Origin of the sequence: Actinoallomurus sp. NPDC052308, assembly GCF_040679195.1 — a bacterium.
GTDB classification, from domain to species: Bacteria; Actinomycetota; Actinomycetes; order Streptosporangiales; family Streptosporangiaceae; genus Actinoallomurus; species Actinoallomurus liliacearum.
Genome location: NZ_JBFAUM010000014.1, coordinates 154,545 through 172,516, shown reverse-complemented (window position 1 = coordinate 172,516; position 17,972 = coordinate 154,545). Strand labels below are relative to the sequence as shown.

Genomic DNA, 17,972 nt, shown 5'->3' with positions numbered 1-17,972 from the left:
CCTACATCCTGAAGACACCGAAGCCCTCCGGGGCCTCGGCGACGGGGGCACTGTTGATCGCGGACAGGCAGAGGCCTAGGACGGTACGGGTGTCGCGCGGGTCGATGACGCCGTCGTCGTACAGCCGCCCGGACAGGAAGAACGGTAGCGACTCGGCCTCGATCTGCTGCTCGACCATCGCGCGCATCTGGGCGTCCGCCTCCTCGTCGTACGCCTGGCCGCGGGCCTGGGCGGCCTGGCGGCCGACGATGGACAGCACGCCGGCGAGCTGCGCCGGGCCCATCACCGCCGACTTGGCGCTCGGCCAGGTGAACAGGAAGCGCGGGTCGTACGCCCGGCCGCACATGCCGTAGTTGCCCGCGCCGTACGACGCGCCCATCACCACGGTCAGGTGCGGGACCCGGCTGTTGGACACCGCGTTGATCATCATGGCGCCGTGTTTGATGATGCCGCCCTGCTCGTACTCGGCGCCGACCATGTAGCCGGTGGTGTTCTGCAGGAACAGCAGCGGCGTGCCGCTCTGGTTCGCCAGCTGGATGAACTGCGCGGCCTTCTGCGCCTCCGCGCTGAACAGCACGCCGCGCGCGTTGGCGAGGATCCCGATCGGATAGCCGTGCAGCACCGCCCAGCCGGTGATCAGGCTGTCGCCGTACAGCGGCTTGAACTCGTCGAAGTCGGAGCCGTCGACGATCCGGGCGATCACCTCACGCGGGTCGAACGGGATCTTGAGGTCCTCGGGGACGATGCCGAGCAGCTCATCCTCGTCGTACGCCGGCGGGCGTACGGACAGCGGCTCGCGGCCCTGCTTGCGCCAGTTCAGCCGGGCGACGATGCGGCGGCCGATGCGCAGCGCGTCGTACTCGTCGGCGGCCATGTAGTCGGCCAGGCCGCTGGTGCGGGCGTGCATCTCGGCGCCGCCGAGGCTCTCGTCGTCGGACTCCTCGCCGGTGGCCATCTTGACCAGCGGTGGCCCGCCGAGGAAGACCTTGGCCCGGTCCTTGACCATGACCACGTAGTCGCTCATGCCGGGCAGATACGCGCCGCCCGCCGTGGAGTTGCCGAAGACCAGAGCGATCGTCGGGATCCCGGCGGCGGACAGCCGGGTCAGGTCCCGGAACGTACGGCCGCCGGGGATGAAGATCTCTTTCTGGGTCGGCAGGTCCGCGCCGCCGGACTCGACCAGGTTGATCACCGGCAGGCGGTTCCGCAGCGCGATCTCCGCGGCGCGGAACGACTTGCGCATCGTCCACGGGTTGCTGGAGCCGCCCCGTACGGTCGGGTCACTGGCGGAGATCAGGCACTCGACGCCCTCGACGACGCCGATGCCGGTGACCACGCTGGCCCCCACCGTGAAGTCCGTGCCCCAGGCGGCCAGCGGCGACAGCTCCAGGAACGGTGAGTCCGGGTCGAGGAGCAGCTCGATCCGCTCGCGGGCCAGCAGCTTGCCGCGCTTGCGGTGCCGCTCGACGTACTTGGGCCCGCCGCCCGCGACCGCCTTGGCGTGCTCGGCGTCCAGCTCCGCCAGTCTGGCCAGCATCGCCGCCCGCCGGGCGGCATAGTCCGGCCCGGCGGTGTCCAGCGCGCTGGTGAGAACCGTCATCCCGTCCCTCCGTCACCGTGAGCCGTGCGTCGAGTATGTCCAACGACGGTGGCGCAACGGAAGATCACGGGACGCGTGAGTCGAATCTCATTCGGTCGCCCGTGCTCGTGGCGTGCGCGAAGAACGGGCTCAGGGAGCGGAGAGCACGCGGGAGCCGCCGTCGACGGGGATGCGGATGCCGGTCGTCGCCTGGAGGTCTCCTCCCACGGCCGCGGCGATCACCTTCGCCACGTCCTCCGGCTCGAGCATCCGGTGCAGCACCGAACGCTCGGCGCGCGCCTTCTCCACCTCCGGCGTCATCATCTGGGCCGTGGCGTCCGTACGCACCGCACCGGGCGCGACGACGTTCACCCCGATCCCATACGGCCCGGCCTCCGCGGCGACGTGCCGCGCGAAGGTGTCGAGCGCCGCCTTGGCGGTGGCGTGCGCTATCGCGCCGGGGCGCGTGAGCTCGGCGCTGAGGCTGGAGACGTAGACGATCCGCCCGCTTCGCCGGCCGCGCATCACCTCCAGGACCCGCTTGGTCAAGTGGAAGACGGCGGCCAACTCGCCGTCCACCTTGCCGATGAAGTCCTCCCAGGTCATGGCGTCCAGCGGCGCGAACGGCGGAGTGATGTTGGCGTTGCAGACGAGCGCGTCGAGGGTGTCGCGGCCTCGGATGAGGGCGGCGACCTGCTCCGGATCGCGGACGTCGGCCCGGGCGGACTCCGCCGTGCCGCCTTCGCGCTCTATCTCGGCCACGACCTTCTCCGCGCTGACCGCGTCGCCGCGGTAGTTGACGACGACGTGGAAGCCGCGCCGTCCCAGCTCCCCGGCCGTCGCGGCGCCGATCCCGCGACCGGCGCCGGTGATGAGGGCGACCTTTGACACTTCTCCTCCTCGAGTCTCCTGCCAGGTCACGGCGACGCTAGAGGACCTCGCTAACGCGAGCGGGACCTGCGCTTCTCCGAGCTGCGCGACAAGATCGAGGGGATCAGCGAGAAGATGCTGTCCCAGACGCTGCGCATGCTGCTGAGGGACGGCCTGGTGTCCCGCACGGTGGAACCGTCCACCCCACCGAAGGTGACCTACGGCCTGACGACGCTGGGCAAGGGCATCACCGAGCCCCTGGAAGGCCTGTCCGGCTGGATCCGCGACCACGCCCAGGACATCCTCGCCGCCCAGGCCTCCTTCGACGCCACCGGCCCGCGATAGGGACTCACCCGACCCGCCGGCTCCGGTACGGCGGCGACTTTCCGAGAGCGCGTCAACTTGGGTTGACAGTCCCGCCCCTGTCAACCTATGTTGACAGCATGAATGACGGAGTCCAGCTCGCCCAGGCGGCGGGCAGCCGTGACCCGGCGATCGGGTTGCGGGCGGTGCGCGCACTGCGCGAACTCGCCGAGCGCCTCGAGGGGCTGCAGGTCGAGAACGCGCGCGACCAGGGATGGTCCTGGCAGGAGATCGCCGTCTGCCTCGGCGTCAGCCGGCAGGCGGTCCACAAGAAGTACGGCGGCGGCCGGCGGATCCTCGGAAAGGAGCGGTAAGGATGTTCGAACGGTTCACCGACGAGGCCCGCCAGGTGGTGAGGCTGGCCCAGGAGGAGGCCCGGCGCCGGCGCCACCCGTTCATCGGTTCCGAGCACCTGCTGCTGGCCTTCCTGGAGGAAGGCCACGGCCCGGCGGCGCAGGCCCTGACGGCCCAGGGCGTCACCGGATCCGACATCGACCGGCGGATGACCCTGCTCACGGGGCCGCCGGACAACGGGCTCGACCCGGAGGCACTGGCGACGATCGGCATCGACCTGGACCAGGTCCGCGAGGCGACCGAGGCCAGCTTCGGCCCCGGCGCGCTCGACCCGAGAGGATGCCACCACCGCGAGGTAAGGAAGGGCCACATCCCCCTGACCAAGAGGGCCAAGAAGATCCTGGAGCTCGCGCTGCGAGAGGCCCTCGCCCTCGGACACAACTACATCGGCAGCGGGCACATGCTGCTCGGCCTGCTCCGCGAGGACCACGGCCTGGCCGTCCGCCTCCTCACCGACGCCGGGGTCGACCTGGCTCTCCTCCGCGCCGAGGTCACCCGGCGCATCCCGCCGAAGGCGGCCTGACGGAGTACCGCCCTCGCCGAGGGTCCCGGTGGCGCCCCGGGCCTTCGGCCCGCCGACGATGCGTCAGCCGAGGTCGAGCGTCTCGGCCCGGCGCGGCATCAGGGCGACGGCCACCACGCCGAGGATCGCCAGCGCGGCCAGCGTGAGGAACACGTTGTGGCTCGCGTGGTTCAGTGAGTTCCGGACGAACGCCGCGACCGCCGGATCCTTGCCCCGGCCCGCCGAGACGACGCTGGTGGCGTCGACGTTCCGGCCGAGCCGGCCGGCGAGCGCGGTCGGCGGGTGGGCGAACCGGTGCGCGAGCGTGCCGTTGGCGATCGCGCCGAACACCGCGGCGCCGACCGCGCTGCCCAGCGACCGGCCGAACATGTTGTTCCCCGTGACGACGCCACGGTGCTCCCACCCCACGACCGACTGCACGGCGACCAGCGTCGGGCTCGCCGTGAAACCGAGGCCCACGCCGATCACGAAGCACGTGGCCGCGACCTCCCAGACCTTCGCGGAGACGCCGAGCGGGAGGCACAGCAGCGTTCCGGCCACCGCGACGCCGCTGCCGATCAGCGCGGTGTCGCGGAACCCGATGCGCAGGTAGATGCGCCCGGCCTGGGAGGCGGCGATCGGCCAGCCGACCGTGAGCGCCGCGAGCGCGAATCCCGCCACCAGGGCGCTGGTGCCCAGCACGCCCTCGGCGTACGTCGGCACGTACGAGCTCAGCCCGATCGTCACCGCGCCCACCACCACGGACGTCAGGGTCGCGCCGACCAGGACGCGGTGCCGGAAGACCCACAGCGGCAGGATCGGCTCGGCCACCCGCCGTTCGACCAGGCAGAAGGCCACCAGGGCGGCCAGGCCGACCGCGAAGATCAGGATGCTGGGCGCCGAGGCCCAGCCCCAGGCGACCCCGCCTTCCAGCAGGCCGAGGATGACCAGGGAGCAGCCGATGGTGAGCAGGACGGCACCGGTGTAGTCCAGACGGTGCGAGCGCCGTACGACCGACTCGGTGAAGCGCCGGGCGAGCATGAACGCGGCGAAGGCGCCCAGCGGCAGGTTGATGAAGAAGATCCACCGCCAGGACAGGTAGTCGGAGAACACGCCGCCGAGGGTCGGCCCGACGACGGCGGACATCCCCCAGACACTGGCGAGGTATCCCTGGACCCGGGCGCGTTCCTCGACGGTGTACATGTCGCCGACCATGGTCATGCTCATCGGCTGGACGGCGCCGGCGCCGATGCCCTGGACGGCGCGGAAGATGATGAGGCTGAGCATGCTCCAGGCGGCCCCGCACAGCACCGAGCCGAGCAGGAACGCTCCGATGCCGAAGAACATGATCGGCTTACGGCCGAACACGTCGGCCAGCTTCCCGTACAGCGGCACGCTGACCGCCTGGGTCAGCAGGTAGATCGAGAACAGCCACGGGAACTGGGTGAAGCCGCCGAGGTCGTGGACCACGGACGGCACCGCCGTGGCGATCATCGTGCTGTCCAGCGCGACGAGTCCGGTGCTGAGCATGAGCGCGACCAGCACGGGTCCCCGCTCCGATCGAAGGCCCACCCCCTGGACCGTTCTGCGGGGATTCGTGGTCGTCACATCCATGTCCCTTCGCCCGGCAGCACGAGACCGGCCTTCCCCGAGGGGACGACCGGCCCTTAGCGCCAACAACCATCCCAGACCCCGAACCATTCCGCTGAAGCGGGATGACACCCGGAATGAAACTTTCACGGCTTATGTCAGAGTCCCGTCAAGGGGCCGTCAGGGGTTCGCGCTGGTGGGACGAGGGCGGACGGCACAAGGGCCGCGCGAGGTTGCGGGGGCGCGTTGACGCCTCTCACCGGACGGCGCGACCCTGCGAGAGGAAAACCTTTTCCGCCACGCTCCCACCGCACCACCCACCCCTGGAGGAGGTTCCCCATGGGGAACGACACGCACGGCACGGCCCGGACCCGGCGGCTCCCGCTGCGCCCCCTGAGCGCGGTCGCGGTCCTCGGTCTCGCCGTCGGAGCCGGCGCGCTGACCGGCACCGGCGCGACCGCCAAGACGGCCGCCCCGGCGGCCGTCGCCGCGTACGAGTCCAGCCCCGTCGGCTTCGCGAGCCTGAACGGCGGGACGACCGGCGGCGCGGGCGGCACGACCGTCACCGTGACCACCGCGTCGCAGCTCACCGACTACGCCTCGCGCAGCGGCTCGTACGTCATCAAGGTCAACGCCTCGATCTCCCTGTCGTCGATGACGAAGGTGACGTCCAACAAGACGATCATCGGCGTCGGCACCGCGGGGAAGATCACCGGCTACGGGCTCAACGTCACCAACGCCAAGAACGTGATCATCCGGAACCTCACGTTCACGGGCTCGGCCGACGACGCCATCAACGTGCAGTACTCCACGAACGTGTGGATCGACCACAACGACCTGTCCAACGCCTACGACGGACTCGTCGACATCAAGCGCGCGTCCGACTACGCGACCGTGTCGTGGAACCGCTTCCACAACCACGACAAGACCGCGCTGCTCGGCCACTCCGACGACAACGGGTCCGAGGACATCGGCCACCTGCGCGTGACCTACGTGCACAACTGGTTCGACGGCACGACCCAGCGGCACCCGCGGGTCCGCTTCGGCAACCCCGTGCACGTCTTCAACAACTACTACGGCGCCGTCACCAGCTACGGTGTCGCCTCCACCTGCAACGCCGGGGTCTTCGTCGAGAAGAACTACTTCGACGGCGTCAAGACCCCCACGGTCATCCAGACCGGTGACTCCCCCGACGGGAACCTCAAGGCGAGCGACAACTACCTCGTGAACTCGGGCAGCGTCACCACCCGCAACTCCTCCAGCGTCGCGAGCATCCCCTACTCCTACTCGGCCGAGTCCGCCTCGACGGTGAAGGCCACCGTCACCGCCGGCGCGGGCGTCGGCAAGATCTGACGCGTACGCCGTGGGAACGGCCGTGGCGGGAGCCCCCGCCACGGCCGTTCCGGCGTGTTCGGGGTCAGGGGGTGTAGACGTTCGGCGGGGCGGGCTCGGCCATGCCGTTCCCGATGAAGGAACTCGGATGCGGCGGCTGGTTGTACGCGGTGTTCTGCCAGGCGATGGCCGTCCGGTACTGCGTGTCGTGCATCAGCGTGACGATCCGGCGGTCGGTCACGGCCGTCGTCGTGTAGATCCGCAGTGCGGTGCTGTCCGAGGTCCGCCAGATCACCTCCTCGCGCCAGTCGCCGAGGATGTCGCCCGACAGCGCCGGCGTGGACTTCGTGCCGTTGTTCGACGCCACCCCGGAGCCGGTCAGCAGGCGCGTGTCGGAGCCGGTGCCGTACTTGTCGATGTGCGTCCCGTCGAGCATTCGCCTACAGACCACCAACGCGGGCGGTGCTTTCCCGAGCGATCGGTCCGGCTTACCCTTGGCCCGTGTTCTCGCCTCAAGGCCCATCTCTGCGTGAACTGGCGATCCAGGCGTTGTCCTCGGTCGAACGCGGCTACGACCTGCTGGCTCCGCGGTTCGACCACACGCCCTTCCGCACCCCCGACGGCGTTCTCGACGCGACCGCCGACGCTCTGCGCCCGCTCGGGCCGTTCGGCCAGGGGCTGGACGTGTGCTGCGGCACCGGCGCGGGCATGCGGACCCTCGAAGCCGTCTGCCAGGGACGGATCACGGGCGTCGACTTCAGCACCGGCATGCTCGAGCAGGCGCGCAGTGCGCACCCGGCCGCCGAGTGGGTACGGGCCGACGTCCGGGCCCTGCCCTTCGCCGAGGCCTTCGACCTGGCGGTCAGCTTCGGAGCGCTCGGGCACTTCCTGCCCGCCGACCGGCCCGCGCTGTTCACCGGGGTCTACCGCGCGCTACGGCCCGGTGGGCTGTTCGCCTTCCCCCTCGGCGCGCCGCCGCCCATCACGTCGGGCTGGTACTGGGCGCTGCTCGGATTCGACCTGGCCATGCGGGTCCGGAACGCCGTGTGGCGTCCCCCGTTCGTCATGTACTACCGCACCTGCCCGCTGCACGCGGTCCGCGACGACCTGACGGCGGCCGGATTCACCGTGACGACGGTTCCCTTGACGCCCCTGGGCCGGCGCGACGACGGCAGCCCGCGCTACCGGCTCCTCCTCGCCCGAAAGCCGACCGCGGAAGCATCCCTCTGACCGTCGGCAGACGCTCACGGAGTTCTGAGCCTGCGCGATTCGATCGCGATGATCCAGGCGACGAGGAGATCCATGGCGAGGCCGGACAAGGCCGCGAACTGGTTGATCGTGAACTTGAAGACCTGTCCGACGAGGATGTCGAGCAGCACGGCCACGTTGCACATCCGGAACGCCGTCGGGCGGTCGCGCGCGAGCCGCAGTACTCCGTACCCGCTCAGCGCCGTCGAGACGACGGCACAGCAGGCCACGGCCACGACCGCGCCCGTCTCCCGTTCGGCGGGATGGGTGCTGAGGACGTCGTCGGCGAGCACTCCGGCGAGCGTCAGGGCTCCCTGCGCGACCAGGTAGAGGACGGCGACGTCGAGGACGATGCGGCGGCTCGCCAGCCGACCGGCGAGGACACGGACACGGGCGGCGGCCGTACGCACCGGTTTTGACGCGTACGGCCGCCGCTCCGGCACCGCGTCGAGGAGACGCCGGAGTGCCTCCGGCACCTCGCCGTCCAAGTCCGCGACCAGTCGGACGGCCGCCCGGCGCTCCTGCGGTGTCAGTCCCGAGGTCACTCCGGCGAGCGCCGCCGACGCGGCGTTGGCCGTACGCTCGCGCGGGCTGAGCGGTGCGCGGGCGCCGACCCACTGGGAGATGAGGACCAGGCCGACGAAGGTCAGGTAGATGAGTCCGGCGGCCGGCCGGTAGAAGTAGCCGGTCTGGTCGACCAGCTTGCCGATCTCGTCGATGAACAGGCCGAAGCCCACCCCGCCCGTGATCGCGGCCCACAGCCGCGCCGACCGGCCGAGGAACACGACGGCGACGCCCACGCCCGCCGCCATCAGCAGGCCGCCCCACAGCGCGTGCGCGATGTGCAGTTTCCCGCTGCCTACCTTGGGATAGCCGGCCTGCGCCAGCAGCGCCCGCGTGATGAGGATGGTGGCGATGCCGGAGCAGGCGAACCCGCGAAGGTACGCCGCCGCGTTCGCCGCGCGGATGAGTCCGAGGGGGTGCGTCGAGATGCGCATGGGACGTTCGAATTACGGACACCTCGGTCGACCGCGCACTGCCGCCATCCCCCGCTTCGCGCGTACGGCCAGCCCCACCACTGCGACGACGGGACTGGTCTCGCCCTTTCGCGCGCGAGTGGCCGTGTTCGCGCCGGCCGATCGTCCGTACGCTCGGGAGCCGAACTCGGCCGTGGCCGGCCCGCACCAGATCGCGCAGGAGACCGATGATCAGCGTCCGCAGGCTCGTTCCGTCCGACAGAGCCTCCTGGGAGGAACTGTTCCGCGGCTACGTCGCCTTCTACGAGCGGGTCGAGCCCGACGAGATGTACGAGCGGGCCTGGCACGAGTTCCAGGCGGACACGCGCATGCACGCCCTCGGCGCGGAGCTCGACGGCCGGCTCGTCGGGATCGTGCACTTCCTCACGCACGCCAGCACCTCGATGCCGGACGCCGACGTCTGCTACCTGCAGGATCTGTTCACCGCTCCGGACGTACGTGGCAAGGGCGTCGGCCGCGCACTGATCACGGCGGTCACCGACTGGGCGAAGGCCCACGGCTGTGCCCGGGTGTACTGGCACACCCAGGAGTCGAACGCCACCGCCCGGCGGCTGTACGACGCGATGGCCGAGAACCGCGGCTTCGTCCGCTACCAGATCGACCTGACGCGCCGGTCCGGTTGACGTTCGGCGTGCGAACGGGGTCGGAAGCGGGCGGGACCCGCCGCCGGGTCAGGGCCGGCCCGCGCCCGGGACCGTCACCTCGGTCGCGAGCACCTGCCCGCTGCCAGGGGGTACCGGCGTCGGCCAGCCCGGCCACTCGGCGGCGGCGATGAACAGCGTGCGCCGGTCCGGGCCCCCGAGCGCGCACGCGAACGCACCGCGGTCGAGGTCGACCGTCCGGAGGATCTCGCCGCCCTGCCGGATCCGAACGCAGCGCCTGCCCGGGACCGTCGCGTACCAGACGGCGCCTTCGGCGTCGACGCAGATGCCGTCGGGCGCCTCGCCGCGGAGGTCCGCCCACAGCCGTCCCTCCGAGAGACTCCCGTCCGGCCGGATGTCGAAGCCGACGAGCGACGTGCCGTACGAGTCGGCCACGATCAGGGTCGAGTCGTCCTCGGTGACGGCCATGCCGTTGGGGAACTCGATGCCGTCGGCCACCTTCCGGGCGGATCCGTCCGGTCCGACGAGCGTGATGTCACCGGGCCTGGGGTCCTCGCCCGTGGACATGTCGAACCCGATCCGGTTGACGTAGGCATTGCCGCGACCGTCGATGACGATGTCGTTCCAGCCGTGGCCGAACGTGCTGAGGTCCGCGTGGACCGCGAGCGTTCCGTCGGCGTCCAGGCGCAACAGCCGGGCCTCGGCCGAATCGAGGATGAACAGCCGGCCGTCGGGCGACCAGGCCGTGCAGAGCGGCAGTGACGCGACCCTCGCGACGACCTCGTGGCCGCCGTCCAGGTCGGCCGCGATGACCTCGCCGGCAGTCCAGTCGGACACGTAGAGGCGGTCCTCGTGCCATCGAGGCGACTCGACCAGCCCCAGGCCGGTGAGCAGGGTTCGCAGTTCAGGCATGACAGTCCCTTCCATCGGTGAAACACCACCCGTATGGACAGGGCTCGGCATGAGAAGTCATCGCCCGGTATGCCGCTCACCCGGAATCCGGCACCGGGGTCCGTGCGCTCGCGCCGCGGTCGAGAATGTCCCGGGGAGGGCTGCGTGGCCGTCGGCCACGCGCCCCCACCGGGACACCGATTCGCTGCCCGCTAGCGCGGGCCGTTGGCCGGAGGGGTCCTAGCCCTGCTCACCCTGGGACGGAGAACCCGAAGCCGGGCGCAACACGCCGTACCTCGTGAACTCCATGTCCGGGTGGGCGTTTTCGAGCCGGCGCTGGACGGCCCGGCCGAGCTGACGATGCTGGACCTTGCCGTGGATGGGGACCCCGTTCTGGTCGCGGTTTCCCCTGCTGTCTCCTCGCACTGCAGCTCCTCTGCGTTGTACTGGTCGCGAATGAACCGTTCTGACGAAGATCGTCCGGAGCGAGGTTTCGGCGGCCAGTTTCGGCTCGGGGCCCCCGGAGCGGCACCTGGCCTGGGCCGTTCCGTTTCACCGCTGGGGTTCGTCGTGCGGGGGCGTACCGGATGCTCGGAGAACGTCCGCCCGTGGTGCCGGTATGGACACTTTGCCCTTTCCGTGGAACGCGGTTGCCGAGCGTTCGGCACGCCTCAGAGCCTCGAGGGGCAGGTCCCGGTGCACAGCCGAATCGTGGAGTCCGGGGTCAGGGTTCCGCGTGCCGGTCGAGGCCGAGCGTGGCGATGAGGTCTTCGTGGAGCTCGAACCAGACCCGATGGCAGGAGTCGACGTCGGTGCGGTCGACCCAGTCGCCCTCCCCGGCCTGGGCGCGCGCCAGGGCCGCGGTGAATCGTTCGTCGTATCCGCGGAACCGGGTGAGGACGCCCTCGAGCCGGCCTGCGAGTGGCACGAACGCGCGGTCGATGCCCGCGAGCTCGGAGAGGACTCCGGCGTCCCAGGCGGGATCGGAGTGGTCGTTGACGGCGAGCCGATCGCCGGCGGCGGGCCGGAGTTGCCAGTCGGTGCAGGCCTGTAGCAGGAGGGCGTTCAGCGGGAGGAACGCGCGGTAGACGCCACGGACCTCCTCGGCGCCGCCGACGCGTGCGAGCTCGGCCGCGAGCAGGCGCTCGTTCTCGGCTCGGCCCGCTTCGGTCAACGACCAACCTCCGGCGCCGGCGAAGGCGGTGTGCTCGACCCAGCCACGTGCCTGGCCGTCGAGCAGCGTCTCTTTCGTCTCGGCCGCGTCGAGCCCGTACCGACGAGCGACGACGGGGGTGTCCGCGAACCCGGTGATGCGCACCGCGTGCAGCACCAAGAGGCCGAGTGAAGAGTCCCGCGTCACGAGCCGGCGTCCTGTCGTGCCGCCAGGCGGGTGTACCGCTGCTGGCACGCCTGCGGAGAGTTGAACCCCATCGCGTCCGCCATTTGCGCCCAGGTCAATCCGGCACTCCGGGCCATGAACAGCAGGGCGGATTCGAGTCCTTCGACCTCCGCGTGTGCGGCGGGCAGGAGGGCGAGCGCGCTCAGGATGTCCTCCGGGTCCAGGTCGGCGCAGCGCCAGACGGCGAACTGCACGAGGTCGACCGCCGACGGCGGGGCGGGCGATGGTCGCCATGGACGGGCGTCGAGCGCGTCGGCGCCCAGGTCCAGTAGACGCTCACGCGCGTCCTGTTCACGCTGGGCCTGAAGGTGGTCGACATGCGTGCTGTGAGCGATCTCCTGCTTGCGTGACATGCGACCGATGATGCAGACTCAACAGAATGTTGTCAACAATCTGTTGAAAGGCGGGATCGGTGCTCGTACCCCTCATGGAGGCCGCCGCCGATACCTGCGGAGGTAAGGCCGGGGCACTCGGCGCGCTGCTCCGCGCGGGTCTGCCGGTTCCTGACGGCTTCGTCGTCCCGTTCGCCGCTTACCTGGCCGCTGTCGGTGACCTGGGCCTCGGGCGGTTCACCGGCGAGCCGGACGACCTTGACGCGGCGCGGCAGGCGATCCAGGCCCGCCCACTCCCCGCGCCCCTGGTCGACGCGCTGGGACGCGCACTCGACGAGCTCGGCGATCCGCCCGTGGCGGTGAGATCGTCGGCGGCGAACGAAGACACCGGTCAGGCGTCGGCGGCCGGTCAGTACGAGAGCTTCCTCGCCGTGCGCGGGGTCGGCGAGGTCGCCCATGCCGTACGTGCCTGCTGGGCCTCGCTGTGGTCTCCACGTGCCATGGGTTACCGGGGCGCCTCCGGCCGCGACGGCCGGCCGTCCGACGACCTTGTGATGGCCGTCATCCTCCAGCGCCATCTGGACGCCGAGGTGTCCGGGGTCATGTTCACGCCCGCGGGCCCGAACGACGCGACCGAGATCGAGGCGTCCTGGGGCCTCGGCCCCAGCGTCGTCGGCGGAACCGTCACCCCTGACGCCTATCGCGTCGCCGAGGACGGGTCGATCACACGCACCGTCACGGACAAACGGACCCGCCTCGACCGGCGCGGTACGCGGCTCGTCGTTCGCGACGTGCCCACCCGTGTCCGGCACCGACCCGCACTCGACGACGCGTCCGCCACGCACCTCGCCGCGTTGGGCAAGGAGATCGCCGCCGTACTCGGCGGACCGCAGGACATCGAGTGGGCGATCGTCGACGGCCGCGCCTGGATTCTGCAAGCGCGGCCGGTCACCGCCGCGCCCCCACCACCAGCCGGCACCTCGGACACCCCACCTGCCGCCCTCAACGGAATACCGGGCAGCCACGGGACCGTGACCGGCACCGCGAGGATCATCCGCGGTCCCGGCGACTTCGCGCGCGTGCGGCCGGGCGACATCCTTGTCTGCCCCTTCACCGACCCCGCGTGGACGCCGCTGCTGCGCATCGCCGCCGGCGTCGTCACCGAGACCGGAGGCGCGCTCTCCCACGCCGCGATCGTCGCTCGCGAGCACGCCATCCCCGCCGTCCTCGGCGTCCCGAACGCAACGGCCAGGCTCCGCGACGACGCCGTCATCACCATCGACGGCACCGCCGGCACCGTCACCGGGACGAACGCGTGACCGATCGCTTCCGCCCCCGGCCGGGAGCCATCGCCAGGCGTCGCACCTCGCCTACGTAGCCGCCGAACCCACCCCTGCAGATCGAGAGGAGATGGGAACGGGCCCGCACGGGCACCGCGTCCCTGACCACGGATGACAACGCGACACCTCTACCTGGCACGCCACGGCGCGGCCGACGCGTTCGGGGAGCTCACCGACGTCGGGCGCCGGCAGGCGGGCCTGCTGGGCGAACGGCTCGCCGACGTACCGGTCGACGCCGTGTGGCACTCTCCGCTGCCACGCGCCGTGGCAAGCGCGCACGAACTCGCCCGGCATCTACCGAACGTGCCCGTGACCGAGGCCGCCGAACTCGTCGACCACGTGCCCTACGTCCCCAGTGCCGCCGAAACACCGCCGTCCTGGGCCGGCTTCTTCGACGGCTACGACGACACCGAGGCGGCGTCGGGCCAGAGGCTCGCCGAGGCCCTGGTCGCCCGATTCGCGAAGGTCCCCGACACGACCACGAAAAGGAGCCGGCCCGACACGCACGAGGTCCTGGTGACGCACGCCTACCCGATCGCGTGGCTGGTGCGGCACGCGCTGGAGGCGCCGCCGTCACGGTGGCTCGGGCTGAACAGCGCCAACACCGCACTGACGGTCATCGAGTACCGCGACGGCCTGCCGCCCACGATCGTGATGTTCAACGACATGAGCCACCTCCCGGCCGACCTGCGCTGGACCGGGTTCCCCGAACGCGTCAGGCCGTAAGTGGCTCTCGTCGAGCATCCCGACGACGAGCCAGAAGCTGACGCTCAAGCCGCGTCGTTCGCCGTCGTCACTCGATCCAACGGGCAGCGGCCTCGTAGGTGGTGGCCGGGGTGCTGTTGAACGCGATGGCCGCATCGGGCGCGTGCCGCCGCACCAGGTTGATCACCTGCTCGAGAAGTTCAACGTGATCGTCTGAGTGCCGCAGGCCACCGCCGACGGTGACGCACTCCCACCGGTGGGCTCGCAGCGCATTCCCGACGACCGCTTCCACGTCGTCACTTCCATCAAGGCCGATCAGGCAGGTCTCGACGCCCACGCCATGTTCGGCGAACTTGGTCAGTCCCGCCTCGATCGCCTTGGCCACCGGCTCGGGATCCCACGGCCCGGGCACCCGATACGGGTCAAACCCGATGACGAGGACGCGGGGTGAAGCAGCGGTGTCCATGCCTGGACGATACGCGTCGAACGACCCGCGAATCAGAAGGTGATGCTCAAGCCTCCTTACACGCCGACGCGGCAGCCGGCGGAGACGGCCTCGCACCCGCTGGAGGCCCGCCCCGGGCGCCGCCGTGAGTGGCAGGTCCCGGGCGATCCTTGTTACGGTCGGCGGTGACGCGGGGTGCCCGGCATGGCCCGGGCTGAGAACACACCCGTCGAACCTGATCTAGCTAGGACTAGCGAAGGGACGTCGCCATGACCGGTTCTCTCCTGGTGCTGTCGAGCGTCCGTGCCGTGCCGTCCACCGACCGCTGAGGAGATCCCGATGTTCTGCGACGACGTGTGGAAGCGCTCGGCGCGACTGCTCCGCGCGATCCACGAGCACCCGTTCAACACCGCCCTCAGCGCGGGCACGCTGGACCGCGAACGGTTCGCCTTCTACATCGTGCAGGACGCCCGCTACCTGGAGGCGTTCTCCCGGGCACTCGCGGTCGCCTCGACCCGGGCCACCGACACCGACGACGCCGTCTTCTTCGCCGAGAGCGCGCACGCCGCGCTGGCGGCGGAGCGTACGCTGCACGCCGGGTACATCGAGGAGTTCGGCCTGACCGCCGACGACCTGGCGGGCATCGACACCTCCCCCACCTGCCTCGGCTACGCGTCCTTCCTCCAGGCGACGGCCCTCGCCGACCCGTACCCGGTGCTGGCGGCGGCGGTACTGCCGTGCTTCTGGGTGTACCAGGACGTCGGGACCGCCCTGCTCGAGAACACCGCCGACGTCGAGGACCACCCGTACCGCGCCTGGATCGCGACCTACTCCGACCCGGCCTTCGCCGAGTCCACCGAACGCGCCAAGGACATCACCGACCGCCTGGCCGCGACCACCGACCCGGCGACCCGCGAGGCGATGACCCGCGCCTTCTTCCGCGCCACCGAGTACGAGTGGATGTTCTGGGACAGCGCCTGGCGCCGCGAGACCTGGCCCACCGCCGAATGGCTCAAGTAGGCCGTCATAAGCCGAGGCGCGGCCGTACGGTCCCGGTGTCCGCGGTGCCCGTACCGGCCGCGCCGTATCGCTCAGCGACCGACTTCGCCGGTCGTGAGTCCGGCGGTCTCCTGTGAGGTCAGCGACGCCACCTCGACGCACGCCTCGTCGTTGACCCCGGTGCTAACTGAGCTTTTGCGCCACTGCATCGCCACTCGGTGGCCTCCAATCGCCGTTCGATCAGCACGCGTGAGGCGTCCTCGGAGGCTGCCTTCTGCCCGATCCGGTCGAAGTCCATACGAAACTGCTCGACCTCGCCGCACATCTCGATCAGCCGACCGCCTCTCGCCGCTCCAGCGTAGGCAATATCGCGGGAATCGACAGTGATGACGCGGAACGAGCCGTCCTTCCCGATATGGGCGCCTGTCGAGCGCGGGATGACGCGAATGGAGACGTTCGGCCGCTGCATCAGTTCGAGCAGGTACCGGAGCTGTGCCTGCATGACCTCGAAGCCGCCGATGCAGTCGTCCAGGACCTCCTCGTCCAGTAGCGCCCAGACGTACGGCGGATCCGGCCTGTCCAAGATGGCGGTCTGCCGCTCCATCCTGGCCTTGAGTGTCTCGTCGAGATCCTTGCCGTCACTGCTGGCCAGCAGCAGGGCTCGCGCGTAGTCCTCGGTCTGAAAGGGTCCTGGAATGTACTGACCCTGGTAGATCCTGATCAGCTGGGCGATGGCCTCGTACGCGGTGACGGACTGGGCCCAGTCGGGGTTGTGGCCGTTCTGGGCGTACCAGAGCAGCAGCTCGAAGAGGCCGCCGGTCCGGAAGTGGCGATCGATGATCTTTGCCTGCCTCTCGTCGATCTTTCTCCGTCCCGCCTCGACGTTGGAGACCGTCGACGGCGCGGCGGTGGCGATCTTCCCCCACTGCGCCAGCGAGAGGCCGTTCTTCTCGCGCTCCCACCTGAGCAGGTAGGCGAGCATGTGCCAGAGCGAGACCTTCGGGTTGAGCGGAGCCCGGACGACCGACATCGACTCTCCTTGGATATCCAGCGTGAGCGACTACTTACGGAGAGTAGATACTTCGTTGTCTCAACGCAGCCGATTCCCGAAAACTCGCCCAGACGGGCACTGCGGCCCCATACCAGCACTGCTCCAGACGGCTCCACATATCGGGACTACGGTCCGACGCGCGCCCAGACGACCTTTCCGCGGGCCGTCGTCGACCGGTACCAGCCGAGCCGCTGGTCGGACAGCTCGTAGGCCAGCGCGAGTCCGCGACCGGACTCGCCGCACTCGGTCAGCGGAAGGATCTTGGGGAGGTTGTCGGGGTCGGGATCCCAGACGGCCAGCTCCAGAAGATCCCGGCCGGCCTGGCTGGAGACCCACACGTGTACTTCCTTGCCCTCGTAGAGCCGCACCGCGTTGGTGGCCAGCTCCGTGAGGATGAGCTGTCCGGCGAATCTGACGTTCTCCGACAGGCCCCAGGAGTCAACGGCTTGATCTACCAGATTACGGACGAGATAAACGTTCTCCGCATAGGCGAACAGCTTAAGATCGAACCTGCGGGGAATCTCGTACAGTCGGGCGATGTCCACGCTCGTCACGTCCTTCGGATCGACTGCCGAAAGACTGATCCGGCACACCGACCCTCGCCACAATTCCGGAAGCCCTGGAAAGGCCGAGCATCTCCGTGGTGACGTCGGACGAGATCGATCCGGGTGCCCCTCTGCGGAATCGACCGACCGGCGACCTGCGATGCCGATGCACTCGTGACGGTATGCCCCAACCACCGATCGGTAGCTCGAAGGCAGATCGACCACGAAGCTTTACGAACAGGCCGGTCGGCGCGTGAGCGCGCCACCGCCACCCCGGACGCCTTCCGCTCTCGGCGCTCTGGATGATTCGGCGGTGTAACGCGGGTGAGCCGCATACACAAGCCTCGGGAAACGCCCCTGCTGGCGGCCCGACTTATCGCTCTTTACCGGCATCTGCGCGCCCGAACGTGCCGCGTTGCCCGAGCGTTCCGCACGCCCACGGGGAGCCCCGCCCACCAAGGCGGCCGGCATTGGACATTGCCGCCGCCATTGACCGGGGAAATCCGGCTATCCGGACGCCGGACGGTCTACACCGACGGCAATCGGTCAACGGCGACGGCAAAGCGCCGACGGCCGAGGCTTCTCCTGCCTCTCGACGCGTGGCTTATCCCTCGGCGGCTGCGTCGCGGTCGCCGACGAGGACCAGCACGCCTGACCTGCCGGGCGCAGAAGGCTCGGGGAACTACCTCGGAAAGGCCAGGCTTGTCACACCGGCCTCCGGTTGTCGCCTGGGGTGGAGGTAGGCCCTCGTGCCCTGGGCAGCCCGATACCGGACAGGTCCAGGGTCA

At 70.1% G+C, this 17,972-nt stretch carries 20 protein-coding genes, 1 pseudogene and 1 riboswitch; of the genes and pseudogenes, 9 read left to right on the top strand and 12 right to left on the bottom strand.

Going from position 1 to position 17,972, the window contains the following annotated elements:
* Position 1 precedes the first annotated feature (1 nt).
* Positions 2–1,600, bottom strand: a complete 1,599-nt coding sequence (locus tag AB0L00_RS28560; protein WP_364440171.1) for a carboxyl transferase domain-containing protein — start codon at positions 1,598–1,600, stop codon at positions 2–4.
* 129 nt (positions 1,601–1,729) lie between these two features.
* A complete protein-coding gene (locus AB0L00_RS28555; protein WP_364440170.1) occupies positions 1,730–2,470 on the bottom strand; it encodes an SDR family oxidoreductase in 741 nt (246 codons plus the stop codon).
* 66 nt (positions 2,471–2,536) lie between these two features.
* On the opposite strand from AB0L00_RS28555, the gene AB0L00_RS28550 reads away from it, so the two are divergent.
* The 3 genes from AB0L00_RS28550 (at position 2,537) to AB0L00_RS28540 (ending at position 3,689) form a co-directional block, all read left to right on the top strand.
* Entirely contained in the window at positions 2,537–2,794 is a 258-nt protein-coding gene (locus tag AB0L00_RS28550) for a helix-turn-helix domain-containing protein (protein ID WP_364440209.1), read from the top strand.
* Positions 2,795–2,892: 98 nt separating this feature from the next.
* Positions 2,893–3,126 (top strand): RNA polymerase subunit sigma-70, encoded by a 234-nt coding sequence (locus tag AB0L00_RS28545; RefSeq protein WP_252783236.1) that lies wholly within the window; start codon positions 2,893–2,895, stop codon positions 3,124–3,126.
* A gap of 2 nt (positions 3,127–3,128) precedes the next feature.
* Positions 3,129–3,689, top strand: coding sequence for a Clp protease N-terminal domain-containing protein (locus AB0L00_RS28540; RefSeq protein ID WP_364440169.1), 561 nt, complete (start codon positions 3,129–3,131; stop codon positions 3,687–3,689).
* Positions 3,690–3,752: 63 nt separating this feature from the next.
* Here the strand turns inward: AB0L00_RS28540 and AB0L00_RS28535 are convergent, their stop codons facing one another.
* Positions 3,753–5,240: an MDR family MFS transporter gene (locus AB0L00_RS28535; protein WP_364440168.1), complete on the bottom strand. Its 1,488-nt coding sequence runs from the start codon at positions 5,238–5,240 to the stop codon at positions 3,753–3,755.
* Positions 5,241–5,597: 357 nt separating this feature from the next.
* Between AB0L00_RS28535 and AB0L00_RS28530 the strand changes: the two genes are divergently transcribed.
* On the top strand, positions 5,598–6,611 hold the full coding sequence (locus AB0L00_RS28530) for a right-handed parallel beta-helix repeat-containing protein (RefSeq protein WP_364440167.1): 1,014 nt from the start codon (positions 5,598–5,600) through the stop codon (positions 6,609–6,611).
* 64 nt (positions 6,612–6,675) lie between these two features.
* On the opposite strand, the pseudogene AB0L00_RS28525 reads toward AB0L00_RS28530, so the two are convergent.
* Positions 6,676–7,026, bottom strand: a pseudogene (locus AB0L00_RS28525) (rhamnogalacturonan lyase); the annotation flags it as partial.
* 65 nt (positions 7,027–7,091) lie between these two features.
* Here AB0L00_RS28525 and AB0L00_RS28520 point away from each other — a divergent pair.
* On the top strand, positions 7,092–7,820 hold the full coding sequence (locus AB0L00_RS28520) for a methyltransferase domain-containing protein (RefSeq protein ID WP_364440166.1): 729 nt from the start codon (positions 7,092–7,094) through the stop codon (positions 7,818–7,820).
* Positions 7,821–7,834: 14 nt separating this feature from the next.
* Here AB0L00_RS28520 and AB0L00_RS28515 read toward each other — a convergent pair whose 3' ends face one another.
* Entirely contained in the window at positions 7,835–8,836 is a 1,002-nt protein-coding gene (locus AB0L00_RS28515) for a hypothetical protein (protein ID WP_364440165.1), read from the bottom strand.
* A gap of 206 nt (positions 8,837–9,042) precedes the next feature.
* On the opposite strand from AB0L00_RS28515, the gene AB0L00_RS28510 reads away from it, so the two are divergent.
* A complete protein-coding gene (locus AB0L00_RS28510) occupies positions 9,043–9,498 on the top strand; it encodes a GNAT family N-acetyltransferase (protein WP_364440164.1) in 456 nt (151 codons plus the stop codon).
* Positions 9,499–9,546: 48 nt separating this feature from the next.
* Here AB0L00_RS28510 and AB0L00_RS28505 read toward each other — a convergent pair whose 3' ends face one another.
* The 4 genes from AB0L00_RS28505 to AB0L00_RS28490 all read right to left on the bottom strand — a co-directional run bounded on the left by AB0L00_RS28505 (position 9,547) and on the right by AB0L00_RS28490 (position 12,120).
* On the bottom strand, positions 9,547–10,389 hold the full coding sequence (locus AB0L00_RS28505) for an SMP-30/gluconolactonase/LRE family protein (protein ID WP_364440163.1): 843 nt from the start codon (positions 10,387–10,389) through the stop codon (positions 9,547–9,549).
* Between the two features lie 219 nt (positions 10,390–10,608).
* Positions 10,609–10,794: a hypothetical protein gene (locus AB0L00_RS28500; protein ID WP_364440162.1), complete on the bottom strand. Its 186-nt coding sequence runs from the start codon at positions 10,792–10,794 to the stop codon at positions 10,609–10,611.
* A 298-nt stretch (positions 10,795–11,092) separates the two neighbouring features.
* On the bottom strand, positions 11,093–11,728 hold the full coding sequence (locus AB0L00_RS28495) for a transcriptional regulator (protein ID WP_364440161.1): 636 nt from the start codon (positions 11,726–11,728) through the stop codon (positions 11,093–11,095).
* The gene (locus AB0L00_RS28490; protein WP_364440160.1) at positions 11,725–12,120 is read right to left on the bottom strand and encodes a DNA-binding protein; all 396 of its coding nucleotides are present in this window, start codon (positions 12,118–12,120) and stop codon (positions 11,725–11,727) included. Before AB0L00_RS28490 ends, AB0L00_RS28495 begins: the two co-directional genes overlap by 4 nt.
* Positions 12,121–12,179: 59 nt before the next feature.
* On the opposite strand from AB0L00_RS28490, the gene AB0L00_RS28485 reads away from it, so the two are divergent.
* A complete protein-coding gene (locus AB0L00_RS28485) occupies positions 12,180–13,418 on the top strand; it encodes a PEP/pyruvate-binding domain-containing protein (RefSeq protein ID WP_364440159.1) in 1,239 nt (412 codons plus the stop codon).
* 132 nt (positions 13,419–13,550) lie between these two features.
* Positions 13,551–14,165 carry a histidine phosphatase family protein gene (locus AB0L00_RS28480; protein WP_364440158.1) on the top strand — a complete coding sequence of 205 codons (615 nt, stop codon included), beginning with the start codon at positions 13,551–13,553 and terminating at the stop codon, positions 14,163–14,165.
* Positions 14,166–14,232: 67 nt separating this feature from the next.
* On the opposite strand, the gene AB0L00_RS28475 is transcribed toward AB0L00_RS28480, so the two are convergent.
* On the bottom strand, positions 14,233–14,610 hold the full coding sequence (locus tag AB0L00_RS28475) for a hypothetical protein (RefSeq protein WP_364440157.1): 378 nt from the start codon (positions 14,608–14,610) through the stop codon (positions 14,233–14,235).
* Positions 14,611–14,770: 160 nt separating this feature from the next.
* Positions 14,771–14,868: riboswitch (TPP riboswitch) on the top strand.
* 60 nt (positions 14,869–14,928) lie between these two features.
* Here AB0L00_RS28475 and tenA point away from each other — a divergent pair.
* Complete coding sequence (gene tenA / locus AB0L00_RS28470) at positions 14,929–15,609, top strand: thiaminase II (RefSeq protein WP_364440156.1); 681 nt, start codon at positions 14,929–14,931, stop codon at positions 15,607–15,609.
* Between the two features lie 118 nt (positions 15,610–15,727).
* Here tenA and AB0L00_RS28465 read toward each other — a convergent pair whose 3' ends face one another.
* Both AB0L00_RS28465 and AB0L00_RS28460 read right to left on the bottom strand, forming a co-directional pair.
* Positions 15,728–16,618 (bottom strand): helix-turn-helix transcriptional regulator, encoded by an 891-nt coding sequence (locus AB0L00_RS28465; RefSeq protein WP_364395839.1) that lies wholly within the window; start codon positions 16,616–16,618, stop codon positions 15,728–15,730.
* Between the two features lie 146 nt (positions 16,619–16,764).
* Positions 16,765–17,184 carry an ATP-binding protein gene (locus AB0L00_RS28460; RefSeq protein WP_364440155.1) on the bottom strand — a complete coding sequence of 140 codons (420 nt, stop codon included), beginning with the start codon at positions 17,182–17,184 and terminating at the stop codon, positions 16,765–16,767.
* Positions 17,185–17,972 lie beyond the last annotated feature (788 nt).